General features: G+C 38.6%; 14 protein-coding genes. 12 read left to right on the forward strand and 2 right to left on the reverse strand.

Translation table 11 applies throughout. The annotated features are described in order from the left end of the window. The first annotated feature begins 22 nt into the window (after positions 1-22). From B7360_RS09785 to B7360_RS09840, 12 genes are read left to right on the forward strand one after another with little or no spacing between them, the layout of a single operon-like run. A complete protein-coding gene (locus B7360_RS09785; protein WP_053807660.1) occupies positions 23-2,725 on the forward strand; it encodes an SLBB domain-containing protein in 2,703 nt (900 codons plus the stop codon). Positions 2,726-2,778: 53 nt separating this feature from the next. Next, positions 2,779-3,681 (forward strand): Wzz/FepE/Etk N-terminal domain-containing protein, encoded by a 903-nt coding sequence (locus tag B7360_RS09790; protein ID WP_053807661.1) that lies wholly within the window; start codon positions 2,779-2,781, stop codon positions 3,679-3,681. A 37-nt stretch (positions 3,682-3,718) separates the two neighbouring features. Next, the gene (locus B7360_RS09795; protein WP_254048119.1) at positions 3,719-4,969 is read left to right on the forward strand and encodes a hypothetical protein; all 1,251 of its coding nucleotides are present in this window, start codon (positions 3,719-3,721) and stop codon (positions 4,967-4,969) included. Beyond that, positions 4,956-5,765, forward strand: a complete 810-nt coding sequence (locus B7360_RS09800; protein WP_053807663.1) for a glycosyltransferase — start codon at positions 4,956-4,958, stop codon at positions 5,763-5,765. Before B7360_RS09795 ends, B7360_RS09800 begins: the two co-directional genes overlap by 14 nt. A gap of 36 nt (positions 5,766-5,801) precedes the next feature. Beyond that, positions 5,802-6,878, forward strand: coding sequence for a dTDP-glucose 4,6-dehydratase (gene rfbB / locus B7360_RS09805; protein ID WP_053807664.1), 1,077 nt, complete (start codon positions 5,802-5,804; stop codon positions 6,876-6,878). Next, positions 6,878-7,741 (forward strand): glucose-1-phosphate thymidylyltransferase RfbA, encoded by an 864-nt coding sequence (gene rfbA, locus B7360_RS09810; RefSeq protein ID WP_053807665.1) that lies wholly within the window; start codon positions 6,878-6,880, stop codon positions 7,739-7,741. The genes rfbB and rfbA overlap by 1 nt, the downstream gene beginning before the upstream one ends. A gap of 6 nt (positions 7,742-7,747) precedes the next feature. Further along, complete coding sequence (locus B7360_RS09815; protein WP_053807666.1) at positions 7,748-9,181, forward strand: lipopolysaccharide biosynthesis protein; 1,434 nt, start codon at positions 7,748-7,750, stop codon at positions 9,179-9,181. Then, complete coding sequence (locus B7360_RS09820; protein ID WP_053807667.1) at positions 9,182-10,297, forward strand: DegT/DnrJ/EryC1/StrS aminotransferase family protein; 1,116 nt, start codon at positions 9,182-9,184, stop codon at positions 10,295-10,297. Then, positions 10,294-11,559, forward strand: coding sequence for a polysaccharide pyruvyl transferase family protein (locus B7360_RS09825; RefSeq protein ID WP_053807668.1), 1,266 nt, complete (start codon positions 10,294-10,296; stop codon positions 11,557-11,559). The genes B7360_RS09820 and B7360_RS09825 overlap by 4 nt, the downstream gene beginning before the upstream one ends. An 18-nt stretch (positions 11,560-11,577) precedes the next feature. Next, positions 11,578-12,846 carry an ATP-grasp domain-containing protein gene (locus tag B7360_RS09830; RefSeq protein WP_053807669.1) on the forward strand — a complete coding sequence of 423 codons (1,269 nt, stop codon included), beginning with the start codon at positions 11,578-11,580 and terminating at the stop codon, positions 12,844-12,846. Next, positions 12,831-13,880: a glycosyltransferase family 2 protein gene (locus B7360_RS09835; RefSeq protein ID WP_053807670.1), complete on the forward strand. Its 1,050-nt coding sequence runs from the start codon at positions 12,831-12,833 to the stop codon at positions 13,878-13,880. Before B7360_RS09830 ends, B7360_RS09835 begins: the two co-directional genes overlap by 16 nt. Positions 13,881-13,936: 56 nt before the next feature. Next, on the forward strand, positions 13,937-14,701 hold the full coding sequence (locus B7360_RS09840) for a glycosyltransferase family 2 protein (RefSeq protein WP_053807671.1): 765 nt from the start codon (positions 13,937-13,939) through the stop codon (positions 14,699-14,701). Positions 14,702-14,816: 115 nt separating this feature from the next. On the opposite strand, the gene B7360_RS25335 is transcribed toward B7360_RS09840, so the two are convergent. Then, a complete protein-coding gene (locus tag B7360_RS25335; protein ID WP_053807672.1) occupies positions 14,817-15,824 on the reverse strand; it encodes a sugar transferase in 1,008 nt (335 codons plus the stop codon). Between the two features lie 239 nt (positions 15,825-16,063). Continuing rightward, positions 16,064-17,380, reverse strand: a complete 1,317-nt coding sequence (locus B7360_RS09850; protein ID WP_085343411.1) for an MBL fold metallo-hydrolase — start codon at positions 17,378-17,380, stop codon at positions 16,064-16,066. Between the last annotated feature and the right edge of the window lie 1,258 nt (positions 17,381-18,638).

An 18,638-nucleotide genomic window follows, 5' to 3' on the forward strand; every position in this document is an offset into this window, starting at 1 on the left:
TCAATTATTATAGTGACATACCATGTTTAAAGGATTTCTTTCTGTTGCCGCTTTTATACTAGCAAGTACGTTTGCGTCTTATTCGATGGCACAAACACCCACTCCAGAACAAATAAAAATGTTTCAAAACTTACCCGTCGACCAACAGCAGGCACTGGCGAGTAAATATGGTTTCTCAATTCCCTCTAGTTCGTCCTCAAACAAGTCTCCTTACGAAAACCCGCAAGTAATCAAACCTAGAGCTGAAGCTAGTGGTGCCTTATCTTCCAATATAGAAGAACAATGGCTAAAAAAAGGTGAGCAGGAAGAGTTAAAACGTTTTGGTTTAGATCTTTTTGCTGGTTCTCCAAGTACTTTTGCTCCGATCAGTGATGTACCTGTACCAGCAAATTATACCGTGGGAGCAGGCGATGAAATCATTGTACAGTTGTTTGGTAAGGAGAATGAAACACATCGTTTACGTGTAAATCGTGCAGGTACAATCAACTTTCCTTCTCTTGGTCCGGTAAATGTTGCAGGTATGCACTTTTCCGATGTTAGAGATTCTCTGACACAACGTGTAAAAGAACAAATGATAGGTGTTCGTAGTGATATCTCATTAGGTGAACTACGCACCATGCAAGTGTTTGTAATGGGGGATGCATATAAGCCTGGTGCCTACACGGTTAGCGCATTAACGACAATATCACAAGCTATCTATTACAGTGGCGGTTTTGGTGAAAGTGGAGCGTTGCGAGATATTCAGCTAAAGCGTGATGGTAAAATCATTCGTAAGTTGGATATGTATGACCTGTTACTAAAAGGTGATGCAAGTAATGATGTGCGCTTACTACCGGATGATGTTGTTTTAATTGGTTCTGTTAACGATACAGTATCTATAGAAGGCGAGATCAACCGTCCTGCAATTTATGAAGTCAAGCAAGGTGAAACATACCAGCAACTTATTCAGATGGCTGGTGGTTTTACTGCGAATGCTCATGTAGAGCAGTTGGAGATAAAACGCTACGCTTCACATGGCGCTCGTGAGGCTTTGACACTTGATTTCAATAAAACGCAAGATCGACAGAGTAAAGTTAAAAATGGCGACGCCATCAAGATCTTGAAAAAAAGTGAAGAGCTTACTCGTTACGTGCAGATAGAGGGGGATGTTCGTCATCCTGGCTATGTGGAATGGCGCAATGGTCTTCGTGTTGCCGATCTTTTCAAATCTGTTGACTCAGCTTTTAATTCTACAGCTGATGTTAACTATGCCGTTGTGGTAAGAGAGATTAATCCACAGCGTGATATTGAAGTGTTCCAACTAAGTTTAGCCAACGCGATTTTATCACCAAGTAGCCAAGACAACCTCCAGTTACAATCACGAGACCGTATATTGGTTTTCAACCGCTTTAATAACGAAGACTTGGATACATTGGCAACACAAGATGCTGTTTCAAAAGCAAAAACATTGGAGCAAGCGCAAGAGCAAGCTGAGTTGGAACAACAGAAAGAACAAGAAGTGATGAGCTCTTCTGTTGCGGTTTCGCATCCAGAAAACGGTATGCTGAACAACCAGAACGTCACAGAGCAGACTAAACCAGCTAAAATAATTTTCCGTGGTAAAGAGATTACAGAGGAAGACTTTGAAAAGCTGAAGCAAAATACTCGTCGCACTTTACTTGCACCAGTCTTGTTACAACTTCAGCAACAGTCTCGTTTGGGGCTAGCCCCTCAAATTGCTGAAGTCTTTGGTGAAGTGAAGCACCCAGGACGCTACCCGATCACTCCAAGAATGACGGTATCAACGCTTATTGAAGCAGCTGGCGGTTTGACTTACAACGCATTCACAATTAATGCCGAACTAGCACGAACCGCTATTAATAATGTGGATGAGCGTGCGTATATTGATGTTGAGCGTATTGATTTACGTAAAGCAATCCAAGGTAGTGCTTCAGACGATGCAATTATTGTAGGCCGAGATCGTTTGAACATCCTAGAAAAGCCAAACGTGAAGCTACAAAGCACAGTCACTTTACAGGGTGAAGTTCGTTTCCCTGGCACTTATACCGTGCGTCAAGGGGAGACTCTAAGTGAGTTATTGGGCCGAGCAGGTGGTCTCACAGAGTTTGCTCATCCTCAAGGAGCAATATTTACGCGTGAAGCATTGCGTTTACAAGAGCAGAAGCTTTTAAACCAATATGCCGCAGATATGCGCAAAGAAACCGCGAAGAAGACGTTCCGAGCCGATAGTAATATGGCTTCCGTAATTTCAGACCCAGAGAAAACGTTAGCGTTTGTAGAGGAAGCAAGCCGAAGCAAAGCACTTGGCCGTATGGTGGTACAGTTAAACCGTATTTTAAAAGGCGAGCGCTCAGCAGACTTTATGCTTGAGGACGGTGATTTCCTCTTCGTTCCAACTTTCCGAAACACAGTATCAATTATGGGAGAAGTTCAGGTTCCAATTACCTACTTGTTGGACAATAAACTTGACGTCGATGATTATCTGAACAAAGCGGGTGGTGCTAAAAAGCAAGCGGACGAAGATCGCATTTTTGTAGTGCGAGCGGATGGTTCTGTTTACAAGCCTTCATCAGGTTATTGGTTCGGAAATAATAAAGAAGGGTTAAAAGCCGGCGATACTATCGTTGTACCAATTGATACCGACTACCGTGATGCATTAAGTACGTGGACTGCAGCAACGCAGATCCTCTACCAAACGGGTGTTGCTATCAACGCACTGAAGTAATGACTTAAGCCACTTAACAAGAGAAAGGGGGAGAAATACCTCCTTTAATATTAATGGAAAATAATCAACTTGAACTAGATATTGGTGAGCTCATACGCTCACTTTGGCAACAAAAAATAATGATCGTTGCTATCACATTTATATTTGCGGTTGCGTCAGTGCTTTTTGCTATGTCAAAGCCAAATCTCTACAAATCTGAAGCTGTACTTTTTCCGGTAACAGACAATGCGCCTAGCTCAACCGTGGGGCAATTGGGTGGTTTAGCTGCGTTAGCGGGGTTTGGTAGCCAAGACAGTTCCAAACAAGCTATTGCTTTAGAGTCCCTACGCTCAAGAGTATTCTTAGGAGCATTCATTGAACGTAGAGATATTTTGATCCCATTAATGGCAATCGAGCATTGGGATGCAGCTACTGGAAAAGTATATATTGACCCGGAGATTTATGACGAAAGTACAAGCACTTGGACAAGAGTTGTTAGTGACGGAAAAACACCAAAGCCAACCATTTTAGAGGCCACGAAAGTTCTTAATGAGTTACTCGTTATCGATTCAAATAAAACGAGTGGTTCAACCATTGTTGCTTTGACGAACCAATCGCCAGTTTTAGCAAAACAATGGCTTGATTGGCTGATCTCAGACCTGAACGAATGGATGAAGAACAAGGACATCAACCAAGCTAAGAATAATATTCAATACTTAGAGAAGCAGCTGAATCTTACAAACCTCTCTGAAATGCAGAATGTTTTTTATCAATTAGTTGAAGAGCAAACTAAGAAATTAATGCTTGCTGAGGCACAAGAGAACTACATCTTCGATATTATCGATCCACCAGTGGTTCCGGAAGAAAAAGATAGCCCAAGTCGAGCTATTATTTGCGTTCTTGGTACTTTGATCGGTGGTATTTTGGCAATGGTTATTGCGTTGTTCCGTATTGCACTATCAAGAAAAAATGTTTAATTTGAGCCTTGATCCAAATAAACTCTTAGGGGTACATATGTACCTCTTTGCTATATTGGCCCCCCTTTCAGTAACAAAATGGAATAAGATAGTTTTAGTCCTCTTATTCCTATCAGCATTAATTACATTTTTCTACTACATCACTATTTCCAAGAAACTCACGTTTGATAAATATTCCTTTGGTGTAATTCTTATATTTTTGTCTGTCTTTCTTGTCTCATTATTTAGTATTTTGATAAATCGAGATTACCTTGTTGCTGATTACTTAAAGTCAGTAGTTATAGGCAGGATGTTTACACTAATAGCACTAACACTTAATTTGGTGCTATTTACAATTTGGTTGGCAGTAGCTGATGAAAAACGTGTGAAACTTATCCTTAAGCTTGGCTTGCTCACTGTATTTAATTTTATTTTGCTTGGGCATTGGCAAGTTATTTGCAATTTTATTGGTATCCCATTTTTCGTAGAAACTAGAGACTGGATGCATGGTGTGCCTGCAGCTTTACGCTCAATTTTTCCTTCTCGAGTGACCTCGATAGCGGAAGAGCCGAATTTCCTTTCCCCGGTTTTGATGGAGTGTATGCTGCTTATTACAGTATTAGTTGCAAAGAAAGCTATAAGACTAGCAATGTTGGGAATGACTGTTGTTATCGTCGTACTTTCTTTTTCTGGCGGAGCCTATGTTAACTTTGCTTTAATTTGTGCTTTTGTATTTTCTTTGATTGCCTTGAAGACAGTATTAACTGGAAAAACAAGAATCAGTCACTTTTTTGTGCTATTGCTGGTTTTTTGTTTATTGTTGGTGCTGACGTATTTAGGTACGTTGCTTTTAGATTTTATCTATTACAAGCTACAGCACGAAGCAACTGGCGGCTCTTCTCGTAGCCAATTTATGGTTTCATTTACTACTTTATTAGCAGAGTCTAACCTAGCGCAACTAATTTTTGGTCATGGACTTGGTACCATGTCTGTTTTAGATAGCTTTGGTATGCGAAGTGAGGATTATTTATTCAGAATTACGAATAACTATACATTGGATATGTTTTGGGAGGGAGGTGTTGTTGGCGTTGGTTTGATCTTGATTTTTTACTTTAAACTGATTTACCCAGGCTTGAAGTATGGTTTTAAGAATAACACTTACCTTATAGGTGCTATAATGTCATTCCACTTCCTAGTAACTTCCACATACCGTTCAGAATATCTAAGTACTCATTTTTTATGGGTGTTACTAATGATCTTTTCCATATATAAACTAGCAGAATTCCAGAGTAATAATGTTAACAATTAATGTTCTAATAAGCACTTTAAATGATGGGATTGAACGCTTGATGTTTGGGAATTTTCCTGAAGATGAAGCGGTGACATATATTGTTGTTCATCAGATAAAAGATAGCTATGTTTTAACGGAATCTATCAAGGAATGGTTAGAGAGTCGAGTTGACTTTTTATATTACAGTTCAAGTGATAGTGGGCTATCTAAAAGTAGAAACTTAGCTCTGAGTAAGTCATTCTCAGATGTGGTGGTATTTTGTGATGATGATGTTAGCTATGTAAATGAAGCTTTCGATATAATAAAAAGTAGCTTTGATGGGAATGTTGATATAGCAACATTTAAAGTAAAAACTCCGGATGGGTTAGACTTCAAAAAATATAATAGTAACGCGTTTGTACATACAAACAAGACAATATTTAAAGTGTCATCAATTGAAGTTGCTGCCAAGCGAGAATCTATCATGAAAAAAGAAGTGAAATTTGATGAACGCTTTGGTTTGGGGACTCAACTTCCAGCATCGGAAGAAAATATATTTTTATTGGATTGTTTTAACAAAGGTTTAAACTTAAAATATTTCCCAAAAACTATCAACTTACATCCAATAGAAAGTTCTGGTAGAGATTGGGGAAATAAAAGAATGCGTTCAAGTAAGTTATCGTTTATGTATAGATGTTTTAATGTTATTGGATTTTTTATATTTTTATTGTTTGCTATGAAAAAATATCCTGAGTATAGAAAATCAGTCAGCTTTTTTTCATTTTGTAAAGAAAATATAGATGTGTTTTTTAAATACTATAGAAATAAAAAATAGACGTTAACATCTGTAAGTTTCAATTAAGGGTAAATTATGAAAATTTTGGTAACGGGTGGCGCTGGATTTATTGGTTCAGCTGTTATTCGCCACATAATCAACAACACGGAAGACTCCGTTGTTAATGTAGACAAGCTGACATACGCAGGAAACCTTGAGTCTTTGTCTGATGTTATGGATAGTGAGCGTTATGTTTTTGAGAAAGTTGATATCTGCGATAGAGAGTCATTAGAGACAGTATTTTCAAAGCATAAACCTGATGCGGTAATGCACTTAGCTGCGGAGTCTCATGTAGATAGATCTATCGATGGCCCGTCTGCTTTCATTGAAACTAATATCGTAGGAACTTACGCATTACTTGAAGCTGCACGTAATTACTGGAATGGCTTGGAGCAGGAATTTAAAGAACAATTCCGTTTTCATCATATCTCAACAGATGAAGTGTATGGTGATCTAGAGGGAACTGATGATTTATTCACTGAAACAACGCCTTATTCTCCATCGAGTCCTTATTCCGCTTCAAAGGCATCAAGTGATCATCTAGTTCGAGCATGGCTACGTACCTATGGTTTACCCACAATCATTACCAATTGCTCTAATAACTACGGCCCTTATCATTTTCCAGAAAAGCTTATTCCATTGATGATCCTCAATGCCTTAGAGGGTAAGTCTTTGCCCGTATATGGCGATGGGATGCAAATTAGAGATTGGCTATATGTAGAAGACCATGCCCGTGCACTGTATAAAGTGGTAAGAGAAGGCTTGGTGGGCGAAACTTACAATATAGGTGGTCACAATGAGAAAGCTAACATTGAGGTTGTCAAAACCATTTGTACTATTTTAGAAGAGCTCGTACCAAATAAACCAAGTGGTGTTAAAGAATATGTAGATCTTATAACTTACGTCTCTGATCGTCCGGGTCATGATGTTCGTTACGCGATAGATGCGACAAAGATTGAGCGTGAACTTGGGTGGAAACCGGAAGAAACTTTTGATTCAGGTATCAGAAAAACGGTGGAGTGGTACTTGGAAAACAAAGTTTGGTGGTCACGTGTTTTAGATGGTTCATATGCCGGTGAGCGTTTAGGTGTTATCAAAAAGGGGACAAATTAATGAAAGGCATTATTCTTGCGGGAGGCTCTGGCACTCGATTGTTTCCTATTACGATGGGTGTATCTAAGCAATTGCTTCCGGTTTATGATAAGCCTATGATTTATTATCCTTTATCGGTATTAATGCTTGCTGGTATTAAGGATGTTCTAATCATAACGACACCTGAAGATAAAGACAGCTTCGTACGTCTACTGGGAGATGGTAGCCAGTTTGGGATATCACTAAATTATGAAGTTCAACCGAGGCCTGAAGGATTAGCACAAGCCTTTATTATAGGTGAAGAGTTTATTGGTGATAGTAGTGTGTGCCTTGTTTTAGGTGATAATATTTTCTACGGACAGGCGTTTAGCCCGAAGTTGAAACTTGCTGCTAGTCGCTCTCAGGGAGCTACGGTGTTTGGCTATCAAGTGAAAGATCCAGAAAGGTTTGGTGTTGTAGAATTTGATGACACCCAAAAGGCGGTTTCAATTGAAGAAAAGCCTGAAAAACCTAAATCTAATTATGCGGTTACAGGGCTTTACTTCTATGACAATGACGTTGTCAAGCTTGCGAAAGAAGTTAAACCTTCTGACAGAGGTGAACTCGAAATTACCTCTTTGAATGAAGCTTACCTAAAGAAAGGTCAATTGAACGTAGAAATGTTAGGGCGTGGTTTCGCATGGCTAGATACTGGCACTCATGAAAGTTTACTTGAAGCTGCTCAGTTTGTTGAAACGATTGAAAAGAGACAGGGCTTCAAAGTTGCTTGTTTGGAAGAGATTGCTTTTTCAAATGGTTGGTTAACAAGAGATGAACTTCTGCAACGAGCAGAGTTAATGGCCAAGAATAGTTATGGTCAGTACTTGAAAACTTTAGCTGGTTAACCGTTTGTGAGTGATACTCAAAGTAAAGCCAAAGCCGGCTTAAAGTGGAGCGCTGTAGAAAGGATTTTAACACAAGCTATACAATTGATAGTGATGTTGATATTAGGCCGAATGTTAGGGCCTTCAGCATTTGGTCTCATAGCTATGTTAACAATATTTATCGCCATTTCTCAAACAATGGTTGATAGTGGTTTTAGCAGTGCGCTGATACGCAAACAAGATAGAAAAGAGGTCGATTTTTCGACTACTTTCTACTTCAATATCTTGGTTTCAATTTCCTGTTATATACTGCTCTTTGGTAGTGCTCCTTATATAGCATCTTTTTATGAGCAACCTACGCTCACTTTATTACTTAGAGTATTGGGCATTGGTGTGGTTATCAATGCTCTTGCTGTCGTACAAAGAGCAAAGTTGACCATAGAGGTGGACTTTAAGACTCAAGCGAAGGCATCTTTTCTGGCCGTAGTATTTAGTGCTGCAATTGCTATAACTATGGCTTATTTAGGCTATGGGGTTTGGGCTCTAGTCGCTCAAACGCTTTCTTTTTATGCTGTCAGTGCCATTACACTTAATATACTTTCGCCATGGATACCTAAAACTGGCTTCTCAAAAGAATCTTTCACTGAGTTATTTGGCTTTGGGTCAAAGCTTTTACTTTCAAGTCTAATAGATACTATTTATAACAATATCTATCAGTTAGTGATTGGTAAGTTCTTTACTGCAAGCCAACTTGGTTACTTCTCTCAAGCAAAGAATTTATCTCATATTCCATCACTAACTCTTACAACTATTATTCAAAGAGTTAATTATCCTTTATTAAGTAAAATACAAGATGATAATGAGAAGTTAGAGAGTGCTTATGTGTTAACGCTAAGACTATCTTCCCTTTTTATATTTCCTATCATCTTAGGTATAGGGTTAATATCCACTCCTTTAGTCAATATATTACTCGGTTCTGCTTGGGGCCCTACATCTGAACTAATCTCAATATTGTGTTTTGGATATATGCTATACCCCATCCATGCAATTAACCTCAACTTACTTCAAGTGAAAGGACGTTCAGATCTTTTTTTGAAATTGGAAATTATAAAGAAAACTTTAATAACGATTATTTTGTTTGTAACAATACCGTTAGGAATTAAGGCTATTACCATTGGAATGGTCGTTCAGTCATACGTTTCTTTATGTATTAATACATATTATACAGGGAAGCTAACATCTTTGAGTTCCTCAAAGCAGCTTAGATTTCTCTTTCCAATTTGGAGTATAGCCATATTTAGTGCTTTAATATCATCTGTATGGTTCAACTTTTTAGATAGTGATATTTTTCAAATTATCATTGTTTTAAGTTCAGCACTATTTCTATACATTATCAGTATTAGAGTTATACAAAAAGACCTTTACTTGTATGTGGTGAACAACATTTTTAGGAAAAATTAAATGAAACCAATTACCGTCACCTCTCCACTTTTACCACCTTTAGAAGACTTTACTGCAAGCTTAGAAGACATCTGGGAACGGAAGTGGCTTACAAATAATGGGACTTATCATCAACAGTTAGAGCAAGCACTTTGTGAGTATCTAGGGGTTGAATATATCAGCCTTTTTTCAAATGGTACATTAGCGTTAGTGATCGCATTACAGGCTCTAGAGTTAGAGGGTGAGGTCATCACAACGCCTTATAGTTTTGTTGCTACCAGTCATGCGCTATTACTGAACAAACTTAAACCTGTATTTGTAGATGTTGACCCAGATACATTAAACCTTGACCCAGCCAAAGTTGAAGCAGCAATCACAGATAAAACTGTTGGCATTCTGCCAGTGCATGTTTACGGCACCCCATGTGATCACTCTCGCTTACAGCAGGTTGCTGATAAGCATGATCTAAAGATCATATATGATGCTGCTCATGCGTTTGGTGTTGAAGAGAAAGGTTGCTCTGTCCTAAATTATGGTGACCTTTCTATCTTGAGCTTCCATGCTACTAAGGCTTACTCAACAATAGAAGGGGGAGCTGTCATTTGCCATACAAAAGAGATGAAAGAGAAGTTAGACAAGCTTAAGAGCTTTGGTTTTGACTCTGATATTGAAGTATCTCTAATTGCGCACAATGCAAAAATGAACGAAGTGCAAGCAGCTTTTGGTTTAGCAACCCTGAACATCATAGATGATGCCATTGCCCAACGAAAGTTCGTTGCAAACGAATATCGTAGTCAGCTACGAGGTGTTAAAGGCATCAGTTTTCCTAAAGAGCTGCCAGATGTTAAATATAACTACTCATACTTTCCAGTTTTTATTGATGAACAAGAGTATGGAGAATCTAGAGATTCTCTATTTTCAAAGCTTAAAGATAGTAATGTATTAGCTAGACGTTACTTTTATCCAATAATTACTGATTATGCTGCTTATAAGAACAATCCTGAAATTGAAATTGTGAGTGATGAGATATCTCGAGGCATTTCAAAAAAAGTAATTTGCCTACCATTACATCATGAGCTGTCGATAGCTGACATTAATAAAATTGTTGAAATTTGTAAAAGTGAAAATAAAAAATGAAAATTGCAATCACAGGCCCACTAGCAGATAGAAATCTTGGTGATTATGGGATGTTTATTAACAACCTTTACGATATTTCACCAAAAAATGAATTTGTGGTTTTTTCTTACAATAGTTCGTTTGTTGAGCAACTAAAGAATGATTATCTGAAAGAGTTTAGTATTGATTTTGTCGACGTTGAACTGTCAGAGAAGAAAAAAGATAACCTCGATCCGATTGAGCAACTAAAAAAATTAAGAAGAGTTCTATTGGGTAAAGAAAAATCTTACTATCCAACACCACTAGAACTTTTGAATCGTTGTACCAATATCTCTGCGATCGAAAAAGAGATTGAAAGTTCAGATGTATTACTTGTTTCTGGAGGCGGCTACTTTAATGATTTATGGTTTGAGTGGACACGAAATGACGATCTCTTTAGAATCATTGTTCCTATTTTGATCGCTGCGAAGATGAATAAAAAAATTGTCTTTACCGCAAATGGATTTGGGCCATTTGACAGCAGTAAACACTTCTATGAAATGATTTTTGCCGAGGCTAAAGATGCGATCATCACTAGCCGAGACCGTAAGTTATCTCCTACTTATCTATCTGATATCGGGGTTAAAGACATTACCTATCTACCTGATGACCTATACATAATCAATGATGGAATTAACCCAAGAGAACAATCTAAATCATCTAAATATGGTAAATATGTAATTTTTGAGCAGTACGGAAACATCAATAAATTTAAAGAAAATATTGAGTCAATTCGCACATTGGTTACATTCTTTAAAAACAAAGGAATAAATGTTGTTTTTCTTACTTTTGATGTCGACGAAAAAACAATAAGCTATTTAAAAGAAGAAGTAAAGGAAGATAACTTCTTTATCTATGATTTTGAAACTGGGTATTTGAAAATTGATGAAGCGATTGAGTTAATTAAAAACTCTGAGTTAGTACTTTGTAATAGATATCATGCGTTAGTTTTATCCGTTACTAATCAGATACCCGTAATTAATGTAGTAAAACCAGTTTTTGATCTAAGATATTATTATAATAAAAATGCAGGATTGCTAGATAATGCATTTGAAGGAGTGTACTTTAATTATAATGAGTATATGCAAGAGTCTTTATCTGGTGCTATTCAATATGTCATTGATAATTATGAACATATCGTTAGTTATCAAAGTTCATTATACGCATCAAGTGAATTTTCTTCCAATAAAGATAAACTTGCGGACAAAAGAATTGAATTCTTTTCTACTCATTTCCAAGATTAAATACGATAGACTTTGATTATGATGAATGTTTTAGTTGTACCTTGTGGTACTGAAATTGCGCACGAAATTGTACGTTCTCTCAAAGATGTGAAAAATACCGTTGTTTTTGGTGCAAATGGCATCAAAGCCTATACAGAAATTCCGAGTGAGCGTGTTTCAAATAACATTCCTTTTATTGATGATGAAGGGTTTATTGAATCTATTGCTAGCCTCATTAAAGAATGGGGGATCACGCATATTATTCCAGCACACGACTCTGCAGCACTCAAACTATCAGAGTCTGCTCCAACACTATCTGCGAAAATTGTAAGCTCTCCTTATGAGACGAATATGGTGTGTCGTTCTAAAAAGTTGACATACGAGAGACTTACAAATGTTGTTAAAACGCCAAAGTTGTTTCAGCAGACTGATGAATTAGAGTTTCCACTTTTTGTTAAACCGGATGTCGGTCAAGGGAGTGTTGGGACAAGACTTGTTAGAGAAGAGAACTCTTTAGAACTCAATGATGATGAACTGTTATGTGAGTACCTGCCAGGCGAAGAGTTTACAGTCGATTGTGTTTCTAATCATCTAGGGGAACTTATCTTTGCAAGTGCTCGTAAGCGCAATCAAACTAGAAACGGCATTGCTGTAGAAACAGAACTTGTACAAGATCAAGAGCGCTTTAGAGAATTGGCTATTAAAATCAGCTCTACACTAGATCTTCGTGGTGGGTGGTTTTTTCAGGTAAAAGAAGCAAAAGATGGCGAGCTTTGCCTTTTAGAGGTTGCGACCCGAATTGCGGGGTCAATGATTACTAGTCGATTCAATGGAATCAACTTCACTGAATTATCGTTACTTGTTTCAAACGACATTCCGATCTCCGTATCTAACAATAACCTCAATGTAAAAGTATATAGGAATCTTAATTTTCAGTTTGAAACTAACTTAGATTTTGATGTGATTTACACTGACTATGATGACTGTCTTCTTCTAGAGGAACGATTTATAAATGCGGAGTTAGTGAAAGTTATTTTCGAAGCGATTAATGCAGGTAAAAAAGTAAAACTTATCACTCGCCACGCTGGAAACCTCAAAGAGTCACTAGAAAAATATCGATTAACAGAGTTATTCGATGAGGTTATTCACATTAAGGATAATGATGCGTTGAAATCTAACTTTATCTCAGATGAAAAAGCAATTTTTATTGATGACTCTTTCCGTGAGCGTAAAGATGTTTCGAGTCGATTGGGTATCCCGTGCTTCTCTGTTGATATGATTAGAGGTTTATCTTGTTTAAGAAACTAAGTGCACCAGCATCTGAAGAAAAAATCACTCGCTATTGGAAGCACACCGATAAAGTATATGTCAGTGTTGTTTGTCCTTGCTTTAATCAGGAAAATTACATTGCTGATGCCTTGGATAGTTTTCTGGCCCAACAATTGGACTACAAGTTTGAAATAGTAGTCCACGATGATGCTTCTACAGACTGTACACCCGAAATTTTAAAGGCTTATCGGAAAAAGTATCCTTCAATAATTCGGTTAATCTTACAAACAGAAAATCAGTACTCACAGCGAAAGCAAATCTCGACGATAGGCGTCTCTCATTCAAAAGGTGAATACATAGCCTTATGCGAAGGCGATGATTTTTGGGTCGATGAATTAAAACTGCAAAAGCAGTTATGCAGAATGATTGAAGAGCCAAAGTTTCAACTTTGTTATACCGCAGGTTATGGGCTGTATGACGATGGTAGCTACAAAGACATATCCAAATTTAGTAATACAGAATGTATTGTTGACACCTCTAGCGTAATTAGAATGGGAGGCGCGGGTATGCCGACGCCATCTTTATTAATGAAGCGAGAGGTTATCGAATCCATGCCAACCTGGTTTCAAGAAGCTGCGCCGGTAGGGGACTTTTATATGCAAATTATTGGTTCTAAGCCTGAAGGGGCTCTATTTTTACCTGATCAAACAGTTTGCTATCGTATTAATGCAGTTGGTTCTTGGTCTTCTGAGCGAAGTAAAATATCTGTTTCGAACACTCTAGATAATATGGCCAGACAGGAGAAGGCAATTCGAGGCTGTCTATGTGATTGGCAAGATGAGAGCGATCTCAAATATGCACTTTCAGTTAACTTATATAACACGGCTTTTACTCTTGTAACAAATAAAGAGTATGAATATGTAAAAGATCTTATCGTATGTTCCTGGAATCTTTACCCCAATGCGCATCGAGTTCAAGCGATCTTATACAGAACCCGACATATACCAAATATAGCAACCTATGTTTTTAGACTCTATCAGAGATTAGGAACAAAAATAAAAGCTAGAAGATAAGGTTGTTAGAGAGACTAACGAAAAATTTTAGCTAACTAGTAAAACGGTTTGAATAGATGCAGAATAACGAAGATGTAGTTTCTATTATCATGCCAACTTACAACTCTGAGCAAACGGTTGTAGAAAGCATTCAAAGTGTACTATCCCAAACGTATAAAAATTGGGAGCTTATAATAGTAGATGACAGATCTACCGATAATACTTGGAAAGTCATTCAAACATACGCTGATAAGTACGACAATATTCATGCATATCAGAATAAAGAAAATCTAGGTGCGGGAGCGAGCCGAAATTTTGCGATAAAAAAAGCAAAAGGTCGCTTTATTGCATTTTTAGATTCTGATGACTTATGGATGGAAAACAAACTAGCAGAGCAGATCCCATTCATGCTTGAGAATAACTATCCACTCACATACACCCACTATAGCCGTTTTAATAATGAAGAAGAGCTAAGTGTTGTAACTGCGCCAGAATATACAACGTACAAAAAACTCATGTACAGTAACGTTATCGGGTGCCTGACCGCCGTTTATGATACACAGGCGCTAGGTAAGCGCTATATGCCTCTTATTCGTAAACGTCAGGATATGGGATTGTGGTTAGATATACTGAAAGATACTCCCAAAGCATACTGTCTACCTAAGCCATTAGCAAAGTATCGTATGGATAGTGGTATGACAGCTAACAAATTTAGCGTTTTGTCATACCAATGGAAGTTCTATAGAGACGTAGTAGGTTTGAGTTTGCCAAGAAGTCTATTTACATTTTCTGTCTATGCCGTTAAAGGTACGATGAAACACCGAACTAAGCGCAAGTCTTAGTCTCGCTAATCTCCGTAGAACCTAGTAACACAAAATACGCATACAAAAAGAGCAGCTACCGTAAGGCGCTGCTCTTTTTTATACCTATGATCCGTTCGGTTGAATTCGCCGTTTTCTAGCGCCCCATCCCAAACAACACTGTTTTAACCGTAAGGAAAAGAATCTTCACTTCCATCATCCAGTTTTGGTGTTTGATGTAGTAGATATCGTATTTATGCTTCCAAATAGCATCTTCTACCGATGCGCCGTAAGGGTATTTTACTTGGGCTAGACCAGTTACCCCAGGTTTAACGGCGTGACGAAAGCGGTAGTAAGGAATGGCTTTTTCCAATTCAGAGATGAACACCTCGCGTTCTGGGCGAGGACCAACCATCGACATCTCTCCCTTTAATACATTGATTAACTGAGGGAGCTCATCTATGCGAGTTTTACGAATAAAACAGCCGACTTTCGTTACGCGAGCGTCGTTCTTGGTCGCCCATTGGGCACCGTTCTTTTCCGCATCGTTTCGCATCGAGCGAAACTTGATCACTTCAAATTCTTCATTATATTGGCCAGTGCGACGCTGCTTAAAGAATACCGGGCCTGGTGACTCAAGCTTAATGAGCAGTGCCGTAATAAGCCCTACTGGGATAGCAACCCACGACAGCATAAAAACAAACAAGAGATCGATGAAGCGCTTTTGCCAGCTGTTCTTACGATTAGAGAGGATAGAAAAAGCTTTTTGGTGTAAGAAGTAGCCGCTATGCAAGAGCTCAGTTTCAGTGTAGCCAAGTGAACGATCAAAGTAACTCACTAAAGGCTCAACCCAAGCACCTAGTTCTGTCGCAGCTACAAGAAACGCTTGCTGCTCAGGGTTTAGATGTGAGCTTTTGAAGTGGCAAAGCGTTTTACTCTTGAAATCCCTAAGGGCATAGTTATTAACTTGTGCGTTAATTTCAGGGTGTCTCTTAAGTACTTGAGCAATCTTTGCTTCGTCTTCTTTCGGACAGTAGATATAAAGGCAAGCGTCTGCTTCACTTGCGGATAACTCGTCCAATGCTGATGTTATGCTGATAGAATTATTTTTAGTTAATTCAGAAGCTTCTCGTTCTTGAAGCGTGTCGCTCATACTGTCTGTCATAGGAATGGAATAAGTTGTTTTCGACTAGCCAATTGCTTACAAGTCGGCGATTATAATTTAATTCGTATAGAAATTATATCCCTTAATCCAGAACATGCTTGTAACTTTGTTAATTTTCTTGAACCTGAGTCCTTACTTATGGCTTGTTTTTGAATCTTGACGTAACTATATCAATGAATTCGACAAACTATGTTTGCGATATATTATGTTGCCTCGAAATTAAATGATTGTCTAATTCACTATATTACGCAGTTATATCCGAGGTTGATTAGTTTTTGATAAAGCGCTTTTTTCGAATCTTCCTCACCATGTATAAGGTGAACCTCTTTAGGAGGAGTAGGAATGGCAGTTACAAATTGTATTAAGTCGTTCATATCGGCATGCGCAGAGTAGCCTGACATCGTATGAACTTGAGCTTTCACTTTCACGCGCTTACCTTCAATCAATACACTTTCTTCTCCATCCTGGATACGCCGACCTAAAGTCCCTTCCGCTTGATAGCCAGCAAATAGAACATCATTTCTTTCATCAGGTAGTAAAGCTTCCAAATAATTGACGACACGGCCACCTTCACACATTCCGGAGGCTGCAACCACGATAGCGGCTTCTGATGTACTTGCGAGACGGTTAACGAGCTGTAAATGGTCTGCGTGGCTTTCGATCGTAATGCATTGGTCAAACGCGAGAGGGTGTCGATGATGATCGAGTCGCTCTTTCGCTTCAGATCCCCAAAGTTTTTTAAATTGGCGATAGGTATTGGTCACCTTTTTAGCCAAAGGAGAGTCGAGAATAATAGGCAGTGAATCTTGCAAAGCGTGCTCATGTATAAGCTGCTCTATATCAAAGAGTAACTCTTGGGTTCTCCCGACACTAAAAGCTGGTATCACAATTACGCCACCATCCCCAAGGGCGTGCTCAATAATAGAAAGTAATCGCCTGCTGCGAGACTCTACATCCTCGTGAGTTTTATTGCCGTAAGTCGACTCGATAAACAGGTAGTCAGCTTTTTCCGGTGATAAGGGATCCGGTAGGAGAGGTGTGTTGCTAGGTCCCAAATCCCCAGAGAAAACAACAACCTCTTGGTTTGATAAATGAAATTCAACATATGCTGAGCCTAAAATGTGCCCAGCAGGTTGAAAGCGAAGAGAAGTACTCTCTTCTATTTCTACCCACACTGAGTAAGGACAAGGACGAATAAGCGCTCGAATAAAATCGAGCACTTTCTCTCTTTGATGACGCCGCATACCCAATTGGAGCTTTAAACCATCTTCTAACATAAGCGGCACGAGCTCAGCGGTGGCTTCCGTACAGTAGATAGGGCCCTTATAGCCAGCTGCTAATAGCCAAGGCAGCCTACCAATATGATCGATATGAGAATGGGTCAGCACTACCGCTTTGAGATGAGCGATAGAAAAATCGATATCCCAACTCTGCTGCTGAGCATGGTCTTGGCCTTGTAGCAAACCACAGTCGATCAGCACACTTCCATTTTGTAACACGAGCTCGTGACAAGAGCCAGTAACCGTATTTTTCCCACCGTGGTGCAGTACTTTCATAACAAAACGACGCTTTTACCTTTGCTAGCTTACGCTTGAGAGTATCTATTTTACACATAGCCAAACCTCCCTATTTGGCAGTGATTCGGTAAATCGCTCAGTAGTCAGGGTAAGCAGGCAGATAGTGAATAAGTGAGCGTATTGTAGGCAAGCAAAATAGGAGAAAGAAAATGGCAAAACTGAAAGTTTAGAGAGACTTAGATATTCGTCATAAATTTGACTACGTTTCATTGCAACCGCTTGTGATGCAATTCATATTATTGCAACTATTTTCATTTAAGATTTTGGAATCAGCGTCACTGGCTGTTTAGTGCTCGCTGCGTAAAGTGGATGTTTGATAATTATAATTTTATAAAACACGCCACATTTATGACGGTATAAGTGTCAGAAAAAAGACATTTTTTTGTAAGCTTTTTACACGTTCTACTTTTAGTTGCAACGTGTTTACTATACAATTCGTCTCCTGTTTGGAAATGCAACCGTTCACATTACGTGCAAAAACTTGCTTCTAGGAGCCAGACCTAGGGGCGGTAGCGTGCCCAAATCACCGTTGAAGCCTCCTTCCTAATAAAAGAAAGAGGTCAAACTAAAGAATTTTCAATAATAATAAGCACCTAAGTGCATTTCTGGCAAGATTGATTTATAAAAAACGAGAACTATTACAAATTTATGTAGTTCCCTTTTGTCAGAGGGATGCTCAAAGCTAACAAAGTGGCGAGCGAATGTTGGTTAGGCATAGGTTACAATTTAAATCTCCATTTCTCATACCTATCAAAACCAAGCACTAAGCGTGTAGAAGTAGTTAACTATCGACTCAAACCGTCAGTTAGCATATACAAGCTTTGTATTTGGCCTGCCTATAAAAAGCTGTGAACCCGTGACCGCCGTGAGCGAGTATCGGGGTGATTCAGTTACTTACATATTCAATATTAAAAATTAGCGTTTGCTTTGCGTTACAACCCATGTTGTCTAATGTGGTTTTGTCACGCCAAAAAATCACCTGCTTGTTCTTAAGTTCGGCTTATTCGGATATGAGCGAAACAGAAACAGCAGTATCGGACCTGTGATGCAATGGAATCCGTAAAGGAAATCAGTTGGATGCGTTATAGATTTACCTCAAACTTATTTAATAACACAGTTGGCTATCATGAATAATGCATATTTATACCCGTGATCATTGAAGATGCTTGATTTTCTTTAGAATCAGGATCATGCTACGAACTATGAAAATTACACTGACTCCTCAACAGAAACTGCA

Origin of the sequence: Vibrio sp. ArtGut-C1 (assembly GCF_002105475.1) — a bacterium.
GTDB lineage: Bacteria > Pseudomonadota > Gammaproteobacteria > Enterobacterales > Vibrionaceae > Vibrio > Vibrio diabolicus.